The organism is Saccharicrinis sp. 156, assembly GCF_050589685.1.
Classification (GTDB): domain Bacteria; phylum Bacteroidota; class Bacteroidia; order Bacteroidales; family Marinilabiliaceae; genus Saccharicrinis.
In genome coordinates this window covers 138759-158348 of the sequence record NZ_JBNGOS010000014.1, presented here as the reverse complement: position 1 = coordinate 158348, position 19590 = coordinate 138759, and the positions used below count along the sequence as shown (strand labels likewise).

Annotated in this window: 13 protein-coding genes; 2 read left to right on the top strand and 11 right to left on the bottom strand. The window is 39.6% G+C overall.

The window, feature by feature from the left end; genetic code table 11:
- Positions 1 to 68 precede the first annotated feature (68 nt).
- From cas1 to ACRD64_RS11085, 6 genes are all read right to left on the bottom strand, one after another.
- Positions 69 to 608: a type II CRISPR-associated endonuclease Cas1 gene (gene cas1 / locus ACRD64_RS11110; protein ID WP_430933420.1), complete on the bottom strand. Its 540-nt coding sequence runs from the start codon at positions 606 to 608 to the stop codon at positions 69 to 71.
- A 123-nt stretch (positions 609 to 731) separates the two neighbouring features.
- Positions 732 to 1328, bottom strand: a complete 597-nt coding sequence (locus ACRD64_RS11105) for a transposase (RefSeq protein ID WP_430933419.1) — start codon at positions 1326 to 1328, stop codon at positions 732 to 734.
- Positions 1329 to 1410: 82 nt separating this feature from the next.
- Positions 1411 to 5532 (bottom strand): type II CRISPR RNA-guided endonuclease Cas9, encoded by a 4122-nt coding sequence (cas9, locus tag ACRD64_RS11100; protein WP_430933418.1) that lies wholly within the window; start codon positions 5530 to 5532, stop codon positions 1411 to 1413.
- A 170-nt stretch (positions 5533 to 5702) separates the two neighbouring features.
- Positions 5703 to 6089: an HU family DNA-binding protein gene (locus tag ACRD64_RS11095; RefSeq protein WP_430933417.1), complete on the bottom strand. Its 387-nt coding sequence runs from the start codon at positions 6087 to 6089 to the stop codon at positions 5703 to 5705.
- A 571-nt stretch (positions 6090 to 6660) separates the two neighbouring features.
- Complete coding sequence (locus tag ACRD64_RS11090) at positions 6661 to 6825, bottom strand: hypothetical protein (RefSeq protein WP_430933416.1); 165 nt, start codon at positions 6823 to 6825, stop codon at positions 6661 to 6663.
- A 100-nt stretch (positions 6826 to 6925) separates the two neighbouring features.
- Entirely contained in the window at positions 6926 to 7114 is a 189-nt protein-coding gene (locus ACRD64_RS11085; RefSeq protein ID WP_430933415.1) for a hypothetical protein, read from the bottom strand.
- A gap of 352 nt (positions 7115 to 7466) precedes the next feature.
- Here ACRD64_RS11085 and ACRD64_RS11080 point away from each other — a divergent pair, with 352 nt between their 5' ends.
- A complete protein-coding gene (locus ACRD64_RS11080) occupies positions 7467 to 11003 on the top strand; it encodes a DUF2126 domain-containing protein (RefSeq protein WP_430933414.1) in 3537 nt (1178 codons plus the stop codon).
- 558 nt (positions 11004 to 11561) lie between these two features.
- Here ACRD64_RS11080 and ACRD64_RS11075 read toward each other — a convergent pair.
- Genes ACRD64_RS11075 through ACRD64_RS11060 form a run of 4 tightly spaced genes read right to left on the bottom strand, consistent with a single transcriptional unit; the run spans position 11562 to position 15534 of the window.
- Positions 11562 to 12266, bottom strand: coding sequence for a peptidase (locus ACRD64_RS11075; RefSeq protein ID WP_430933413.1), 705 nt, complete (start codon positions 12264 to 12266; stop codon positions 11562 to 11564).
- Position 12267: 1 nt separating this feature from the next.
- On the bottom strand, positions 12268 to 13110 hold the full coding sequence (locus ACRD64_RS11070; protein ID WP_430933412.1) for a transglutaminase-like domain-containing protein: 843 nt from the start codon (positions 13108 to 13110) through the stop codon (positions 12268 to 12270).
- Positions 13111 to 13116: 6 nt separating this feature from the next.
- Positions 13117 to 14064 carry an alpha-E domain-containing protein gene (locus tag ACRD64_RS11065; RefSeq protein ID WP_430933411.1) on the bottom strand — a complete coding sequence of 316 codons (948 nt, stop codon included), beginning with the start codon at positions 14062 to 14064 and terminating at the stop codon, positions 13117 to 13119.
- Positions 14065 to 14070: 6 nt separating this feature from the next.
- Positions 14071 to 15534 (bottom strand): circularly permuted type 2 ATP-grasp protein, encoded by a 1464-nt coding sequence (locus tag ACRD64_RS11060; RefSeq protein ID WP_430933410.1) that lies wholly within the window; start codon positions 15532 to 15534, stop codon positions 14071 to 14073.
- Between the two features lie 955 nt (positions 15535 to 16489).
- On the opposite strand from ACRD64_RS11060, the gene ACRD64_RS11055 reads away from it, so the two are divergent.
- Positions 16490 to 17350, top strand: a complete 861-nt coding sequence (locus ACRD64_RS11055) for a hypothetical protein (RefSeq protein ID WP_430933409.1) — start codon at positions 16490 to 16492, stop codon at positions 17348 to 17350.
- A 13-nt stretch (positions 17351 to 17363) separates the two neighbouring features.
- Here the strand turns inward: ACRD64_RS11055 and ACRD64_RS11050 are convergent, their stop codons facing one another.
- Entirely contained in the window at positions 17364 to 19418 is a 2055-nt protein-coding gene (locus ACRD64_RS11050) for a TonB-dependent receptor (protein ID WP_430933408.1), read from the bottom strand.
- Positions 19419 to 19590: the final 172 nt, after the last annotated feature.

The following is a 19590-nucleotide window of genomic DNA, read 5'->3' as shown; positions in this document are numbered from 1 at the left end:
ACTAACCATTTTCGGTTACCCAAATCCAAGAGGGGTCAATATGACCGTTGGAGGGGTCAACATCACCGTTATTTCCACGCATTAGGAGCTTCTCCAAAGCGGTTGCGGGTAAAATCATCTTCTTCGAACAATATTTTCCAATACACCGATGCGGCTCTCCCTTCAATATTGTCGGGGTCGCCGCTTTGAATTTGCGGGACCAAGGCCTTTAGCCTTTTGTTATCAATAGCAAAGCGCTGAAAGAGAGCTGCCTGATTTTCAACCTTAGCCTTTACTGTTTGCTGCCAGAGGTTTTTCTTTAAGGGTTCACTGGCTTCAACCTGATACCGAAAACGTTCACTTTGCAGGGTATTGCCTTCGAGTGGCAACATAAGCCCGGTGGGTAAATGTTTGCTATCGCAACTAATAATGGCCGTATTTCGTTCGAGCAAAGCAGACATCAATGCATGGGTTAATGTAATTTGCGGATTGTCGAGCAATACTACCCCTATATCTTCAATCGGAATAGAACCAAGTTCGTTATTTGTTTTTGGTTCGTGAACTTTTAACTGTAGGTTATTTTTATGCAAATAGGCAGGGTTCCCAAAATAAAGTGTCCGTTTAATCATAGTTCCATATTTAAGGTTCTATAAATCAATACGCACAACAAACAACCAGGCTTTAATATGTTGATACATAAAACATTTTAGTTGACTAACGAATTACAACATTAGATAAACAAATGTTCGAACTTATTCGATGATTAGATATTTTATCACATCTAAATCAACATCCCGGGCATGATATCGCAAATAATTATCACTATGACCAAACCAAGTTACCACCTCTTCTTTTTTAAGTTTTGATGGCTTGTTTTTCAACATTCGTTCGTAACTGCTCCAGGGATAATATCTAAAGTCACCGCATATACCATGCTTCTGTGGGTTAATATGTATATAATGAACCAGATTAGCCAGCTGCTTTGTTGTTTTTACTTCCAAACGTTTAAAAGGCTTTTGAAACAAACTACCGGTACGTTTTTGCTGAATATTAATAGCCTGCGAATAGGCTGCAAAAAAATTTTTAAAAGCATTACTAACCGGATTCATATTTGCAGCTGTTTGGCTATGATAGCGAAACAGCTTAGTTCGTACCAACAAATGAAAATGATTTGGCAATAAACAAAAAGCATACGTTTCTAATACATCGTCCAACTTTTCGGCATACAAACGGAGAAAATATTCGTAGTTGCCATTATTATAAAACAAGTTTTCACGATTATTACCCCGATTCCATATATGATAAAACTTTTCTTCCTGTATCGGTATACGAAAGTTACGTGGAGGCATGATTTTGTTTTTTAATGTTCGCTTATTATATTTTTAATTTTTAGCGGTTTCGCCAGTTTTGGCGAAACCGCTAAGTATATAATTATTCACCTACTTGAACTATTTTTCCTAAATGATTGATTCGAACTTTAATTAAACCATCCAATTTAGCTGGAGACTGTATAAAATTATAAGTTACTCGATTTAGCTTTTTGTTTTTTAATGTATCATTATTTACTGCGTTTGTTTCTAAATGATGATTAAATACATAATTCTTAGTAGAAATCTTCTGCACCCTAAACAAATTAGGGCTTATAAGGCTATAGTTTTCCGGACTTAACAAGTCAATTTCTTTAGGATTAAAGTCATCCGATGGAAAAACAAACATCTCGTTTTGTTTCATCGTAAATAAAAACTGCCAACCTTTTTCATGTTTTGTTTTTATAATAGGGACACCTGCATTTACACGGGCAACTGCCTCATAAAACGAAACTACTTCTTCTTGCAGGTTTCCTTTTTCATCTTTATAAATAGCCACATGATGATTATTACCTGTATTAACAAAGCCAACAGGCACCTGCTGGCCATTATTATCCAAAACAGGTTTACCTAAATGGTTATTTTTTACATGTAAGGCTTCGGCATTATTAATACCTGAAATAGTAACTCTTTTTATGGCTATACCTTTTTCTTTGTTTAACCAGATTGGATTTTTATCCAGGTCCGAGAATGCTTCTTTTGGATTTCCGGAAAACTGCTCAAGCCTTTTCTTCAACAAAGTCTGAATGCCTTTATCAATTACTTTATCCATCTTTAAATCAGGGGTAATATCTTTTCTGATTGTATATTGCTTACCTAGCCATACCAGCTTAACTTTTTCGGGTACAAGCTTGCTATTGGAACATATAACAGGATTTTTTTTAAGACTATTTTTACCACCAAATGCTTTCTTAGGATCATTACCATTTTCGACCAACCGTTTCAACAAAGCCTCCCGATAATCCTTATTGGCAACCATTGCAATCGTATTTGTATCAAACCTGGCACCTACAGCTACTTCTTTAGTTTCATATTTTAATGACTTTCCATAAATCGTTTCCAAATGTAACTGCCCGCGTGGGGTCAATGCGGTTTGTACAACTCCACTCCCTTTAATCTTATTTTTATTTCGGGTAACCACCTTGTTTTTGGCCTTATGCGAAATAAGAATATTATTTAAATGCTTCCTGGCCTGGGTGCGGAAGTGAGGCATCGGTAAATTAAATTTCTTTTTCCCATTCTCATCTCTACTAAGCTCCTTTTTCTCAATAGCAATTATATTACCATGCTTTTTATGATGTTCGTTTTTGCGGGCATGCAAATTGTTTAAATATTGAATATGGTTATGCTTTGTAAAAGCTACTGTTAGCGCATCCATAGCATGATGACGATGATCGTTACGTTTAGTCCAATCGATGATGCGGTCAATCTTTTTACCGTCCCTGTTTTCATGAACTTCTGTTAAACCCAATGCTTTATATTTATCAAGGTTCAGTTCTTTCATCGTATTTATCAGTCCCCAATCTTCACGTAAGGTATCGGTAATACTTCCTGTTGTAGCAACCACCGTACGGCACAACTCCAACAGCATTTCTTTTGCTTTTTTGGCTATGTACTGGCTTTCCCTTAAATCTCGTTCAATAAAGCCCTCTCCAATTTCATCACTTGTTTTTAAAAGCTTTTGGTATTTAGCTTTACTTATCTCGTTTAGCTTATATAAATTCTCAACCCTTTTTTTATAGTTTACCAAAGCATCTTCTCCAAAATTATCTAATACAAAATCATAGGCTGTTTCATCACTTTTATCGATGTTAGCCTGACGGAATTCAAGTGTTTTATTAGAGAAGCTATCATCATACAATCGTGCTTTAGGTATAATATGCTCAATGTCTATTTCCTTAGAAAAAAGCAATTCAGGTGAAATATACTGATTGGTATAAAGTGTTTTATACCCTTCACTTTTCAGCTCTTGGTAAAGTCTGTACCTAATAATATCATTTCTGGTAGGATTGGCTACATTAAATTCGTTCTGTAACTTCTTTCTTATCGCCTCATGTTCAATTTTGGCTCTATTGATATTCTGAGTCATTTCTGCCCTCTCTTTGGCATTTTTCTTTAACTCCCTTGCCAGTTCAATCCTTATTTCATCCGGTTTGCCAAGTTCCTCATCATCAATAATGGCATTGATAACATTAACCATCTGATTCAATATTTTTTCCACCACAGGATTCCGCAGCGAATTCTTAGGTAACAATTCTAATCGATCCTTTAAATCTCGCTTTTCGTTCTCTTCCTTTGTCAAGGAATTAGAATGATTATACCCCACTAATGCACATGCTTCGCTATAATTATTTTCCTTGATATAAGGAAATATTTTTCGGATAGCCTTGGTAGATAAGCTTCCGTAATCATCTTGTAAATCAACATTAATCAGATATTGAGCATGTTCCTTTTTAAACCCAAATTTCTCTTCCAGCTTTTTGTATAAAGCATCATTACCCGTATTTGAATTATCGCCTTCGTAGGAATACAATAAATGCCAAAGCTGATAAAAAGCCTGATTCTCGAATGCTTTCCCGTCCAGTTCTGCATCAAAATCAAGTATCTTTGTGTTTATACCCAATGAAGAAAAAATGGAAGCAACTGCATCTTTAATTTCTGATGCATTAAGTTTGTTAAAGTCAATATTATCATTCCCTTCATGGCGTAAGATAGATTGGTATGTTTCGTAAAATGCCAGATTAGTTTTGTTACCCTCAAGAGTTTTATAGTTTAAGTCCCACACTTTAGGTTTATCGCTTATCAAAGCAAGAGCCTGTGCTTTTGTTAGGTTTCCCTTGATATTCAGTTCATTAAAAAGCAATTGTTTTTGCTCTTGGTTAAGGCTAAGTATCTCTTTGGATTCTTTATTCTTAGCTTCTACATTGGCAAGTATCTGCCATATTTTAAACTCCTGAAACAAAGGAGATGATTTGGGTGCAACACGCATCCCTATTGTTTTCACTTTCCTTTTTCCTTCAATTTCAACTTCAACTTGCCTGCTTTCAAACTCACAAAAACTAATGAGACCTTTTTGCGACTTCAACCTGCGCTGATAAAAAATAACCGTATCCCTAATATCAGACTTTAAAGTATTGGTCAATTCCGGATGAAATTGTTTTTGTGTTTCCCAAATTCTTTCAAATTCGTCTAAATAATCCTGGCGATAAAACACCTGGCTCTTTAATCTTGTATGTGGATTACGCTGTATCTGATGATATAAATTCTGTCCAACTGTTTCATTATTAAAATAGAGTTCTTTACTACGGTCGCTAATAGCACCAAGATAACCGCTCGATTTATTTAAATCGTTATTGATTTCGGTCAGCACATACGCTACCTCGCTTATAGCTAACTTTTCATTTACCGCCCGGCTTCTCCACGTATAAGCAGTAAGTTTTTTACTTTCTCGTGTTCCTTTGTTTTCGGCAGTATAAATATCTTTAATAGCCAAAAAACGTTTGCGTGTATTTTGCTGTCCCTGACCTTCTATCGCTTTATAAAGCTCATCGCTCAACACCTCAGGATAATGTTTCTTCTGAAAAGTCCATATTTTATCAAACTCGGCCTTTAAATCGGATCGATAAAAATCGGGCATAACATTCTTACCTTTTTCCAATAGCCCTATACAAAATTGCCCTGGTGTCTCATTATTTTCATATAGTCGCCTGGCTATTTCCATGCCATCAATCACAGCACCTTCATCCTCACTCTTGGCTTTACGACTACTCTTATAACCTCTTTTTTTGTTGATTGTCAATAAAACTCTGGCCAACTCTTGTTTTTCAATTCTCTCTGTGGCTGCTTTTGCCCTTAACTCAAGTGTTTGATGCGTTGTGAACTTACCATTCTCTGTTAGTATAGTTTCTTCATTTATTAACCCAGCTCCAATTAATTGTTTAATTAAACCATCCCTTCTTTGCTGGTATCTATCCAGATTTCTTCTAGCTCCTCGTTTTAATGTTCTGTCCGCATTAACCGTAATACTTTTACCTTTTTCAAAATCCTGTTGCTCATCAGTAGTAAGAGGATTAACCCTTACTCCTAACCTTATTATTTTCGATTCTTCATTTTCGTTTTCTGCTTCGTGTACAAAGGCCCACCCTATTGAGGTAGTTCCCAAATCCAGCCCTAATATTTTCTTCATAATTTCGTTTAGTTATACTTGTCTATAAATCCACCACTTACAACACCTGCCTTACATCATTAAAAAAACACACGTGTTTCTAAAAAAAAGACGTGTGTTTTTCACAAAAACGTAGTGTGTTTTTTGGTAAAACCTCATTACGTTTTTTTTGAGCGCTAAAAACTTACTTTTCAAGATTGCTTTTCATACTCCAAAGTCTTGAGCATGCTCTTTAGGTTTTTACCGGGCGTAAATACCGTTTTTGCGCTTTTAATGGAACGCGAAGTAACATCTTCGGCAGTTTCTTCGCCGTTACTACTTACACTAATGCGTAAACTACCCAAATCGCCCAAACGAACAATTTGACCATCTTCCAGGGCATCTTGCATAGTTTCAACCATAGCATACAACACGGCTCTAATATCTGCTCCATTAACTGTACTGGTTTGTTCAATACGTTTGGTAAGTTTGGTTAAGGTCATCTCACCATTGGTAGTAGCACTGGCATAAAACTTTTTAATACCGCCACCTGCCACGCCAGGTTGGCCTTTTTCAACAACTTTAATTTTAATTGACATGAGGTTATTGTTTTAGTTAAATAAAATAAACGTTAATAAAGTTAAAATATTTAATTAACAAAACAAATAATGAAATCAACTAGTATCAATTAAAAATTTTGTAAATATCCTTGCTTGCGTGCTATTTATTGCTAAATTTGCTTTCATACAATATTGAAGCAATTCACAATAAGGATTATTCCGTTGTGAAAACATTCAAAGCGGCACTGGCATTTGTTAGTGTCGTTTTTTGTTACCTTAGCTTTTCCCTCCATTCCTTTTAAAGCACGATCACATCATTGGCGAAACGCATGCTAGCATAATAACAAATAGTACCATTGGAGGTAGTTAGCTAGTTTTACATTGATTTTAGAACGCAGACTGTTCGCTAACCCAACCTTACCTAAAGTGTGTGCATCAATTCCTTTACCCCTGCCTTAGAAGGCGTGGGGCCCATTAGATCCGGTAACAAATGATATAAAATAGATTAATTTATAGTTTCTACCTTTTCCAAAGTTCAGAACCTTGTCGGTGCGACCGGGGCCTGTGTACAATAGATATCTTATACAGAAATATAGAAAGAATCCATTCCCTAAAACACAAACTTCACCCCGCCAAAAACATTAAAAGGCGATCCCTGATAGTAATACCTTGGCAGACTGTTACCAAAAGCATTAACATTGATAATTACCATGGAAGCATTACGCGTATCAAAAAGGTTATCCGCGCCCAGATAAACATAGGCCTTTGGCTTCATCAAATGAATATCCAGCCATACTTTAATGTTAGATTTACGTTAAGTGGAGTAAGGTTTGGAGTTGGCATCGATCAGGTATGGACTGCCTTGGAAATGATGATTAGATTATTATAAAACGTTGCCGGCTCCCTGCCACTTCACCTGTGAGGTTAACATCAGGAATACCGGGAATGTGCTTGCCATGGCAATCTGTTCCGTCATCCACAAAATCATCGAACTTGTTTGCGGAAGTTAAATAGGTAAAACATAAGTTTAACCCGCAATATGCATTAGAAAATCTATTACACATTGAAATTGTTTCAAAACAAGACACTCCGCTGCTTCAATTCAACTCACCATAACGATGAAAACCTAGTAAGATTGCACTTTCAATGTTCACGACAAAGTTCTAAAGCATAATCCGGGTTTAATGAACGGTATTGATTCGTTTTAAGGGTTTATTACCCTTTTCCCAGATCCTGAACCAAAGCAAAAAAACAGGTTGTTCTACGCTGGCTAACAATCATTAATTTAGCCTATATTTAGCCCGAGTCATCAAGAGGCAGCATATACGGCTAACTCCCCAATAGTAATTTAAGACTTCTTAATATTTTTTTTGGAATAAAGGTTATACATTTGACGGTATACATAAACTAGCAACCATGGCAATAAAAGTAGCAATCCGGCACAACACCTACTATAAGTACGACAGACTAGTATCAGCCTCCCCGCACGTAATCCGGTTAAGACCGGCGCCGCATTCACGCACGCGCATTCATTCCTACTCTTTAAATATTTCACCCAAAGAACATTTTATCAATTGGCAGCAGGATGCTTTTGGCAATTACCTGGCACGTGTGGTCTTTAAAGATAAACTCAAGGAATTAAAAGTGGAAGTTGAAGTGATTGCAGAAATGACTGTGGTCAACCCCTTTGATTTTTTCGTGGAAGAATATGCGCAAACGTTTCCTTTTGCGTACCAAAAAGTAGAAAAAAAAGAGCTGACGCCATATTTCGAGATCGTTGAAAGCGGGCCATTATTGATGAAATGGCTCAAAAAAATTAAGAATATCAAAAACGATAAAATTGTTGAGTTCTTAAGGGATGTCAATCAAATGCTATATGACGATCTGGATTATACCATTCGATTGGAAACCGGCGTATACACTTGCGAAGAGACTTTGGAAAAGAAGAAAGGCTCGTGCAGGGATTTTGCCTGGCTAATGGTTCAAATCATGCGGCACCTGGGCATTGCTTCCCGCTTTGTATCAGGTTATCTGGTACAGTTAAAGTCAGATGAAAAATCAATAGACGGTCCTTCCGGCCCCGAGGAAGATTTTACAGACTTGCATGCCTGGTGCGAGGTTTATATTCCGGGAGCGGGATGGATTGGACTGGATGCCACCTCAGGTTTATTTGCGGGCGAAGAGCATATTCCATTATGTTGTACGCCCGACTACGGAAGTGCTTCACCAATAACCGGGGCTACGGATAAATGCGAAGTGGAGTTCAGCTTTGTTAACGATGTAAAAAGAATCCACGAAGACCCTCGCGTCACCAAACCCTTTTCCGATCAGCAATGGATTAACATTATGGCGCTTGGCGATCAGGTGGAAAGGGAATTCGAAGAGGGCGACGTACGGCTTACCATGGGCGGGGAACCTACCTTTGTGTCTATGGACGACATGGAGTCTCCGCAATGGAACACCGATGCCGACGGAAAAGAAAAAAGAGAGCTGGCCTACCAACTGCTTCACAAGCTAAGCGAAAAAATAGGCTACGGTACCCTGCATCAATACGGTCAAGGCAAATGGTATCCGGGCGAACCTACTCCGCGCTGGCAAATGTCGCTTTACTGGAGAAAAGACGATAAACCCATCTGGAAAAACAAAAAATTGTTTGCGGATGTGAGCCAAAAACACCATTACACCAATGCAGACGTAGAAAACTTCATAAAAGTACTGGCCACTAAGCTTGGCGTAGAAAAAAACAATGCCATGCCCGCCTACGAAGATGCGTTTTATTATTTATGGGAAGAAAGAAACCTACCCAAAAACATTGACCCGCTTAACATTAACCTCAACGACTCCCTGGAAAGAAGATCCATGATGGAACAACTGGACAGGGGTTTAAACAAAGCGGTAGCTTTTGTATTACCCCTGGAATGGGCTTACCAAAAGAAAAACTGGATCAGCTGTGCATGGGAATTTAATGGCCGTAAATTACTTTTAATACCCGGCAACTCGCAAGTGGGTCATCGCTTGCCGCTAAATTCCCTTCCCTATATGGCGGAAGCCAGAAGACAAAAGCCCTATGAGCGCAGCCCCTTTGAAGAGGTAGACGAACTACCCGACTATCATCAGTTAGTGGACCAAAGATCGAAGGAAGAAGCAGACTACAGCATTCCCGACGAACTTTTGTACCCGCCTAAAATAAAGCACAACGCGGAGGAAGAGGAAGAAAACCTTCTAGAAAAGTTCATGCCTTTTAGCACCAAAAAAGAAAAAAAGGACGATTATGAACCCCTGTACGATACATTTACCATCCGTAAAGCCCTGGTGACCGAATTAAGAGATGGAAGGCTGCACATCTTTATCCCACCAACCGATCTTATCGAGCATTATTTAGACCTGTTGGCCGCCATTGAATTAACGGCCGAAGAGTTAAAAATGAAGGTGGTGATTGAAGGTTACAACCCGCCATACGACAATCGTATTGATAAATTGATGGTAACACCAGATCCGGGCGTAATTGAAGTAAACATCAATCCTTCAAAAAACTGGAACGAGCTGGTAAGCAACTACAACATGCTTTTTGAATGCGCCAGGGAGTGCAGGCTAGGTGCTGAAAAATTTATGCTAGACGGCAAGCATACGGGTACCGGCGGAGGAAACCACATTACGCTGGGAGGAATAAAACCGGCTGATTCACCTTTGCTCAGAAGGCCTGATATATTAAGAAGCTTTATTACATTTTGGCAACACCACCCGGGATTATCTTATTTGTTTTCAACCTCTTTCGTGGGTCCCACAAGCCAGGCGCCAAGGGTCGACGAAGGACGTCAGGAAATGTTGTACGAGCTGGAGATTGCTTTCGACCAGATACCAAACCCCGGCGAAAAAGAAATACCTTTTTACCTGATTGACCGAACCTTAAGAAATCTCTTGATCGACTTAACAGGCAATACCCATAGAGCAGAGTTTTGTATCGACAAACTCTACTCACCGGATTCTATGTCCGGAAGATTGGGTATTTTGGAATTAAGAGCCTTTGATATGCCACCCAATAAGCAAATGTGCCTGATGCAGTTATTGCTTATCAGAACTTTATTCGCGTGGTTTTGGAAAAAACCCTACAAGGGCAAACTGGTACGCTGGGGTACAGCATTACACGATAAGTTTTTGACCCACCATTTTGTGAAGGAAGATTTGAAAGATGTGGTCAGCCAGCTCAATGATGCAGGATACCATTTCGATATAGAGTGGCTGGAACCTTTCTTTGAATTCCGCTTCGCGCATATCGGTCGTATTAATTACGAACACATCGAACTTTCTTTGAGATCGGGCATTGAACCCTGGAATGTGCTTGGAGAGGAAATGTCAAGCTCGGGAACCGCACGTTTTGTGGATTCGTCGGTAGAACGGGTAGAGATAAAAGTGGAGGGCTTAAACGACGAGAGACATAAAGTGTTATGTAATCAGATGCAAGTGCCATTGGTAAAAACAGGTAAAGCCGGCGAATACGTGGCCTCCATACGATACCGGGCCTGGCAACCCCCTTCGGCGCTGCACCCGAATTTGGGTGTGGACACTCCTCTGGTATTCGATATTTTTGATACCTGGACAGGAAAAGCGGTTGCAGGATGTACCTACCATGTATATCATCCGGGCGGCAGAGCCTACGAAACCTTCCCGGTAAACAGCTACGATGCCGAAGGACGAAGGGTATCGCGTTTTTACGAAGGCAATCACACACAGGGAATGTACCAACCCGAGTATCCTGATTTTAACATGTATAAAAACACCAGCCATACCCCCGGTAAAATTTCTTTTATTCAGGGAGACATTCAACGGTATATTACACCGGGTACAACAGATAATGTGAGCACGGTAGCTTTTGTGCCAACCAATATCGAATCCGATCCGGAATACCCTTGCACTTTTGACATCAGAAAACAAAAACTCAAAAAATTAAAATAACGCCTGGCGGGTGCTATTTTAATTTGAAGCATTTTTATCCGAGATCTGTCATTGGGAATCTTTAAAATTCCTAATGACAGCAGGCTTCTGCCGTAACGGGGAATCCCGGTGTATACAATCTCACATTGCGGTATGTAACCTGGGTTGTTACAGTTACGTAATGAGCATTAAACCCGGATTATGTATGGGGGTTCGTCATGCGCATTGCAAGTACAATAAAACCGGACGCTGCAGAAACAAGGCATAACTTGTCCCGATTATTTTCGGAAGCACTGCTCCGGTGAGTTGAAGCAAGTTAGGAAACGCCGTGTTATGAAGTAATTTGTTGGCGTAACAGGATTCCTAATGCATATGTAAGCCTTAGGGCATTGAATGAATGCCAATTTTGGGTTTATTCTAACGCTCAATAAAAAACCCCGGGTATCATCCGGGGTCTGTTACAAGTTATCCTATTCAATCACCCTGCAAGGGCAACAGAACATTCGTATACTATATTTTTTTTGTCGTTTCTCGTTGGTGTCTGTTTCCTTTTATAATACCCATTACAACTTGCCGGCCTTAATCCTCAAAATGAATAAACGGCGGCAATGCATTGGCTGCATCCACTAACTTTTGATTCCATTCGGTTGATGTATCCTTTAACTCCTGCTCTGTCTTGCGAAACTCCATCAATTCTTTTGATCCATTTTTATACAGTATAAAATCAACCGGAAAATCCACATCGCTGGCATTTTTATAAGTCGCATCAAACGACAAATAAGCCACTTTTATGGCCATGTCAAAGGTTATTTCTTCGTGCAAAAGCCTTCTTAAAATAGGTTTGCCAAAACCGGTATTCCCGATAATCACATAGGGAGATTCATCCGATACTTCCACCCAATTACCCTCTGGAAGTATCAAAAACAAAGATGCCTTTTTATCATTTTCACACTGCCCGCCCACGATAAAATGAGCATCAAACATAAAGTTGCTGGCAGTTAAATCTTTCAAATCCTGATGCCGGACTTTTTTAACCGTTTCACCCAATAGGTCTGCTGCTTTATATAATTTATCCGGATATTGATGGTCCAATTTATCCTCAAAAAAATTCTTTACCTTATCCCGGATAGAGCGCAACCCGGATGACATAACAAAAAAAGAATTCCTTCCGTCCTGATAAGTCAATACCTTTTTCGAAGTTGAGATTCCCAAACCACTGCTTATGCGTGTATCTGACAGGGCTATTACGCCTGTTTTACTTTTAATTCCAATACAAAAAGTCATTTTACTGATTAATTACGGTTACTTTATGGGTGTGCTTTTGTTCCCCAACGGTTTGAATAATCCCTTTAATCGGGCTACAATCATTATAATCTGTTCCGTGTGCAATTTTAATATAATGATGATTAACAAGCAAATTATTAGTGGGGTCAAACCCAATCCATCCCACATGGGGGATAAACGCTTCGGCCCAGGCATGTGTTTGGCTGGTTCCGATATGTGAAAATCCCGGGTTCATATATCCACTAACGTATCTGCAAGGTATGCCAAATTGCCGGGCTATGGAAATAAAAATATGGGTATAATCCTGGCACACGCCTTTTTCCAGGCAAAAGGCTTCCAGAGCCGCAGTCTTTGTGGTGGTAACATCCACGGTATATTGCATGGCGCCATTCACTTTTTGATTCAGCTCCCGCAAAAAATTCAACACCCCCATTTCATTCTTAAATGAAATAAAACCCTCTGCCGCTTCTTTGGGAATATCAGTAAGGGGCGTTGGCCGCAAAAATAAAAAATGCTCAAGCTTAAAGGCATCGGAGGAAAGGCTTTGCAACTCTTCCTGCGGAGGCCAGGGAATAAAATTAAAGGGATTTTGATGCTTCACTTTCACCTTTACATCCAGATGAAAACTAAAAGCATCGATGGGTTCTTGCCGGGTATATTGCAACACATTAAACCCAAAGCTATTTTTAGCAAAGTATTCTGTACTTTTTAGGCTACACTTAATATCCAGTTCCGAAATATTTTGATTTACGTAAACAGCGGGGATTGCTAAAATTTGAAAAAACGATTTTGTGACCGGATTTTCATATTTATTTTCTATAGAATATGAAATACTAAATTCCATTGTTATTTAATACGAGAGATATTTCTTTTCAAAATCTTGACTTATTTCAAACAAGGTTTCCTTGGTATAGTTTAATAATTTATAGATATCATCTTTAAACTCATCAATAGTAAAATAATTATATTGCGCATTCAGCTTATTGATTTTATATTCAATGGAACCCTCCTCAATATATTTCGATTCGGATATGTGCGAAAGATAAGCAGCTATTCTGTTTATGCTGTATTGTAACGACCTTGGATTGTGCTCGTTAAGCATTAAAAACTCAAGAACCTCGTGTTTATTTGGGATAGAACGATAATATTTGCGGTTCATATCAAAGGATTCCGTACAACGTAAAAGCGTTGTCCACTCAAAGCTCAATTTGGTAACCGGGTATCCCAACTCCTTAATTTTATACACGTCGTGCAGTTTGGAATTGATAATCCTCACCATTTGCAACGAACGCTCAATATGCATGGCACATGATATCAGCGACCATGTTTCGTCATGTAATATGGAGCCATATATTTTACCCCTCACTACCGAAGTTTGCTCCAGTATTTTTTGCATGACATCATACAAACCCGCGGTTAAATAGTTTTCCACCGGGTAAGTATTAAAATAATGATAATGTGTATTAATAGACTCCCAAATCTCGCTTGAAATTTCGTTTCGCGCACCCCTGGCATTTTCGCGTGCCAGGGTAATAATGCTAAACAACGAATTGCTGTTCTCCTTGTCGAAACCGATTTTATACAGCACCTCCCTTTCATCGCAATCATCCATATCAAATATACCCACCATATACAAAATGGATTCCAACACAAACTTTCTGCTGTCCATTTCCTCTATTGGCGCATCAATGGATGAAAAATACAATTCTTTCACATATCGGGCAATATGCTCGGCTCTTTCCACATATCTGCCCATCCAGTACAAATTACCTGCTACTCTTGATAACATTACATTCATAAACCCTTATTTTATAACCCAAGTATCTTTTGAACCTCCTCCTTGCGAAGAATTCACAATCAAATTACCTCTTTTAAGCGCAACACGCGTTAAACCTCCCGGCAATATATAATTTTCATCATCACCCATTAAACAAAACGTCCTTAAGTCCACATGCCGGGGTTCAAATTTTTGTTCCTCCTCGATGTAAGTAGCATGGGTTGACAAACTCATAATGGGCTGCGCAATATATTTTCGAGGATCTGATTTTATCTGTTTTTTTACTTGTTCTATTTCTTCTTTGGTTAGTTTATTCCCGATGCTGATACCGTACCCTCCCGATTCGTCCACCGGCTTCACCACCAGTTTGTCCACATTCTCCAATACATATTTCAAATCGTCCTGATTTCCGCAGTGATAGGTTTTTACGTTATTTAAAATAGGTTCTTCGTTTAAGTAGTACTTGATGATGTCCGGCACATAATGGTAAACAGCCTTATCGTCCGAAACACCGGTTCCCGGAGCGTTTGCCAGGTTCACGTTTCCCTTTCGGTAGGCACTCATAAGTCCCGGAACGCCCAGCATAGAATCTTCCTTGAAACATAAAGGATCAATAAATTCATCATCCACCCTACGATATATAACGTCAACCTTTATGGGACCATGAATGGTTTTCATATACACAAAATCCCTCTCCACAAATAAATCTCTCCCTTCCACCAACTGAACCCCCATGGTCTGTGCCAAATAAGTATGTTCGTAGTAAGCTGAGTTGTACATCCCCGGAGTAACGATAACCACGGTTGGAACATCAACCCCAGCCGGTTTAACCGTCTTTAATACCTCGAGCAATCTTTCAGGATACTCATAAACAGGTTTCGTTTTCAGTTTGTCAAACATCTCAAAGAGTGATTTCCGCAAGGCCAGGCGGTTGGAGAGCACATAACTTACACCCGAAGGGCAGCGAAGGTTGTCTTCAAGCACGTAATATTGACCGTCGTTATGTTTTATAATATCTGTTCCGGCTACATGGGTATAGATTTTTCCCGGAGGCTCAAAACCCACCATTTCCTTTAAATAATGCTTGGAAGAGAAAATTAGGTCTTGCGGCACTACTTTGTCCTTGAGTATTTTTTGCTCGTTATAAATATCATAAAGAAACAGATTTAAGGCCTTGTTGCGTTGGAATATACCTTTTTCGAGCATATCCCACTCCTTCCCCGGAATGATGCGCGGAAATAAATCAAAGGGAAAGATTCTTTCGTCAGGCTTTTTATCTTCAAAATAGACCGAAAAGGTAATTCCCTGGTTAAAAAAAGCTTCTTTAACCTCTTTATTTATCCGATCAAAATCGGGCAAAGAGTATTCGTTAAATCGTTTATATAGATCGCTGTATTGTTCGTTAGGCAATCCATCTTTTGTAAATACTTCATCCAAAATATGATCGTTAATTTCATATGAAGAAAGCAGCCCTGATTTCAATTCTTTCATACACTTTTGGTATTTGGCGAATACATCAAAAATTTCTTTACTAATAACGCAATATAAGAAAATTAATGTGCTCCATATTTTTATTAATGCTTTTTTTGTTTTTTTTTAACAATAACCACCGGCTCAGCTGACACCAAAAGCTCATTTAGGTACTTTTATTTCACACACCCCATCATACATTAGTAAACATAGCCAATTAAACCATTTTTTTTATTCAGTTGAAGCAAAATAACACAGCTACAAAAATAAAATGGCGGTGTAAAATATATGTTTAACCGGGAATTTGTATGAGTGGTACGTCATGAGCATTTAAACTCCATACAACAAGGCGTTGCTGAAACGAGGCATAACTTGTCACGAATACCTTCGGGAGCACCGCTCTGGGAGTTGAAGCAACTTAGCGAAAGGCCTTGTTCTGAAGTAGTTTAATAGCGTAACAGGATTTCTAAGGCATAGGGCGCGTTTAACGGCAGGTTCCATAAAACACACTAAAATATGGTTCCACTGTTCCAAGGTTTGAACCTTTACAAAAGGTTTATCCTTTCTAATTGATTTGTATAATCAACTATACCTGTTTTATTGGTTGGTATTAGAAACATAGCACAATAAGGCCTTAGTACCGAAGGAAAATATTCCTATACGCCCGTTTCGGGGGCGTTTGTCTATTGTGATAATTAATCACCCGATGACTTTGAGTAATTGGGCAGGGGGTGCGGGATACAAACAGTTATTCCTTTTTTCTTTTCCTCAATTCCTTACAAGCACTAAAACGTTTTCAACAAATTCCATAAATGATAATTGCATTTTCTGCAACTAACCTTTAAGAAGTGATTAAAAGAAGTACTTTCCAATAAATTTTCATTTAACCCATTGCTCTTAGTGCCATATTCTGCACCTTCAAAACATTGTTTTCACCTGCCCCTCATCGTAACTTTACGATACCAAAACAACAGATATGAAAACTTCACTTTATATAATCGTTATGCTTTTTCTAGCTTCCATTACGTATTGCCAGGAAAAAAGCGCAGATTCAACATTGGTATATATTGAGACTACCGATGGCAATGAATTCTTCGGGCAGATAATAGAGGAAGATTCTCTTCTTTTAAAATTCAGTTCTGACAAGTTAGGACTAATCACTATTCAAAAAAAAGAGATCAAATCAAGAAGATCAGTAAATATCCAACGGATAAAAGATGGCAAATACTGGTTTGAAAACCGTCAATCATCGCGCTATTTCTGGGCCCCTAACGGTTATGGTTTAAAAAAGGGCGAAGGGTATTATCAAAATATTAATATTTTCTGGAATCAATTCTCCATTGGAATAACAGATCAATTCTCGCTCGGGGTAACCATAATACCGTTTTTCTTGTTCAATGGCGCCCCTACACCCGTTATGCTGGCACCTAAGCTATCTTTTCCAATTGTAGAGGAAAAGTTCAATATTGGAGCCGGGGCATTGATAGGCACTATATTGGGTGAAGACGCTGATTCATATGGGCTGGTTTATGGTACTTCAACCTTTGGTTCGCGCGACAATAATTTATCCATTGCCCTATCTTATGGTTATACGGGTAGCCATTGGGCCAAATCTCCTGTTGTAAATATTAGTGCTTTAGCCAGAACCTCAAATAGAGGATATTTTATAACCGAAAACTATCTTTTCCCCGGAGGAAGTGGTTGTTTATCGTTAGGAGGAAGATGGATATGGAAAAAGGCTTCGTTGGATTATATGTTTGCCATGCCTATTAATACCGGAAGTGATTCATTCGTTGCCTTTCCAATTATAGGATTTGTTATCCCATTTGGAGGTTAAAATATATACTGTTTTAAAGGTTCACATTAATTCCGCCGAACACATTAAATGGTAAACCCGGGTAATAATAACGAGGCAAGTTGCTTCCAAAGGCCTGGGCATTGATGACCACCATGGAGGCATAATGGGTATCAAAGATATTATCTGCTCCCAGGTAAATATTGGCTTTTAGCTTCTTCAAATGAATATCCAGCGATACTTTAATGTTGGTTTTATGGTAAGCGGCATATTGTTTTGTGTTGGCATCGTTGAGGTATTGACTTCCCTGATATTGATGATTCAGGTGATAATGAAAACCTCGCCAGCTGCCTGCCAGTTCACCTGTGAAATTAGCATCGGGAATACCGGGAAGGTGATTGCCCCGGAAATCTGTTCCGTCATCCACGAAATCCTCGAACTGGTTTGCAGAAGCGAAACAGGAAAGACTTAAGTTTAACGAACCGGCTTGCTCAGTATTCATCACGGCCCACCCCAGCGACGATTCCAGCCCTTGATGCGAAGTCTCCCCGGCATTCTTGCCATAAAACTGATCTTCCACATCACGCTCGGTGACCAACAGGTTATTCATCTTCATATAATAAGCCGTAACTTCCGCTTTCATTCGCCTAGAGGCATCTTGCCACCTGAAGCCCAGCTCGTAATTCATCCCTTCCTCCGGTCTTATGTCGGGATTAAACGAACCATCCGGCCATTGTGCCTCCTCCATGGAAGGTGCCGAAAAACCATGCCCTATGGCAGCAAAAGCATGGATACGTTCGCTGATCTGATAATTCAGTCCCAGCCTTGGCGAAAACACGGGATCGTAATCGTGGCACCGGGTTTTACCGCTTTCCTCGGTACGATAACCGGTCTGGTTATAATTGAAGGCTACCTGGGCCACTAACCTTGGTACTGGATTCATTTCCATCAAAGCGAAAATATTATAATGATACCGCCTGTGTTCCGCGTCCGAAAGGGGCTGGCCGGTATTGTCCCCCCGGACCGAAAACAATGAAACACTGTTATGTTCGCGCATCATTTCCGTTCCCAACTGCCCTTTAAACCATGAATGTCCAAATTTCAGTTTTTCACGGAATCCAATAGCGTTCCTTTCTTCATCCAGCCGGTTAAACGGGCGAAGCTCCTCCAAGGAAGATATTTTCCCGAACAAAGTAAACGAATTCACCCATTTGTTTCCCAGCGGGGATAACACGCCCAAGCTCATCAAATGCCTTGGACTTTCTTCAAAACCACCAATATCGTTCCACGAGTCGGCGGCTTTTTTCGGGTTATCCTTAAAATCGATGCTATCCAGCGAACTGGGTATTCCGCCGTTCAGGTAGCGGTAATTATAAAGGAAGGCCAATTGGTGGATGCCCAGTTGCTGTTGCCCTTTAAAAGTAAAGTTATATCTTTTGTATTCGCTGTTGTCCCTGTACCCATCTGATATAAGCGCGCCTCCCACTATCGACAAATAACCGCTATCAGCAGTTCTCCAGTTCATTTGGGCATGCTGCGAAGACGTCCGGAAACTGCCCAACTCGCTTTTAACGTTCAATGGGGGAACCTGATCAGACATAAACGGATTTAAAAGGATAACGCCTCCCAATCCCGCCCCGAACAATGCGGATGATGGCCCCTTTAATACTTCGAGGCTGGAAATATCGTTCAACCCAATATCTTCGATGCTGGTAGCCCCGTCGCCATCGGTCAAGGGCATCTCGCCCCAATAGGCTTTAATACGGTTGGTTTCGTAAGGTGTTCTCGAGCCAATACCCCTGATGGTGATTCGGTTTGTATTCATGGTGCCCTGTTGCATCATAACCCCGGGAACTTTGTTGAGCTGCTCCTTTACGTTGTATGCGTTCCCGGATTGCAGCTGAAGATTGTTCAGTTTAACGTAAGCGCCCGGCCATTGGGCTTCCGACTTAACCTGGATGGGCGCCTGAATAGTGATTTCCTGGATATAACGTTGGCTCTGGTAAGCAGAGGTATCGCTGAAGTGATTTGTTATTGAATCTGTTTTGCCTTGAGCAAATACAAACTCAATCATCATTAACAATAGCATTAAAACCTTAATACGGATCATAAATATTAGAATTCATCTCTGTTAAACGCTGTGGTGCATTTACTTTTAACACGCCGCACACTGTTTTTTACATCAAAGGAACACAGACAAATACCGAAAGCCAGTTACCCATTGTTGTACGTTTATCACCACAAACACTTTACTATAATTTCCGACGCACCATATTGATGTA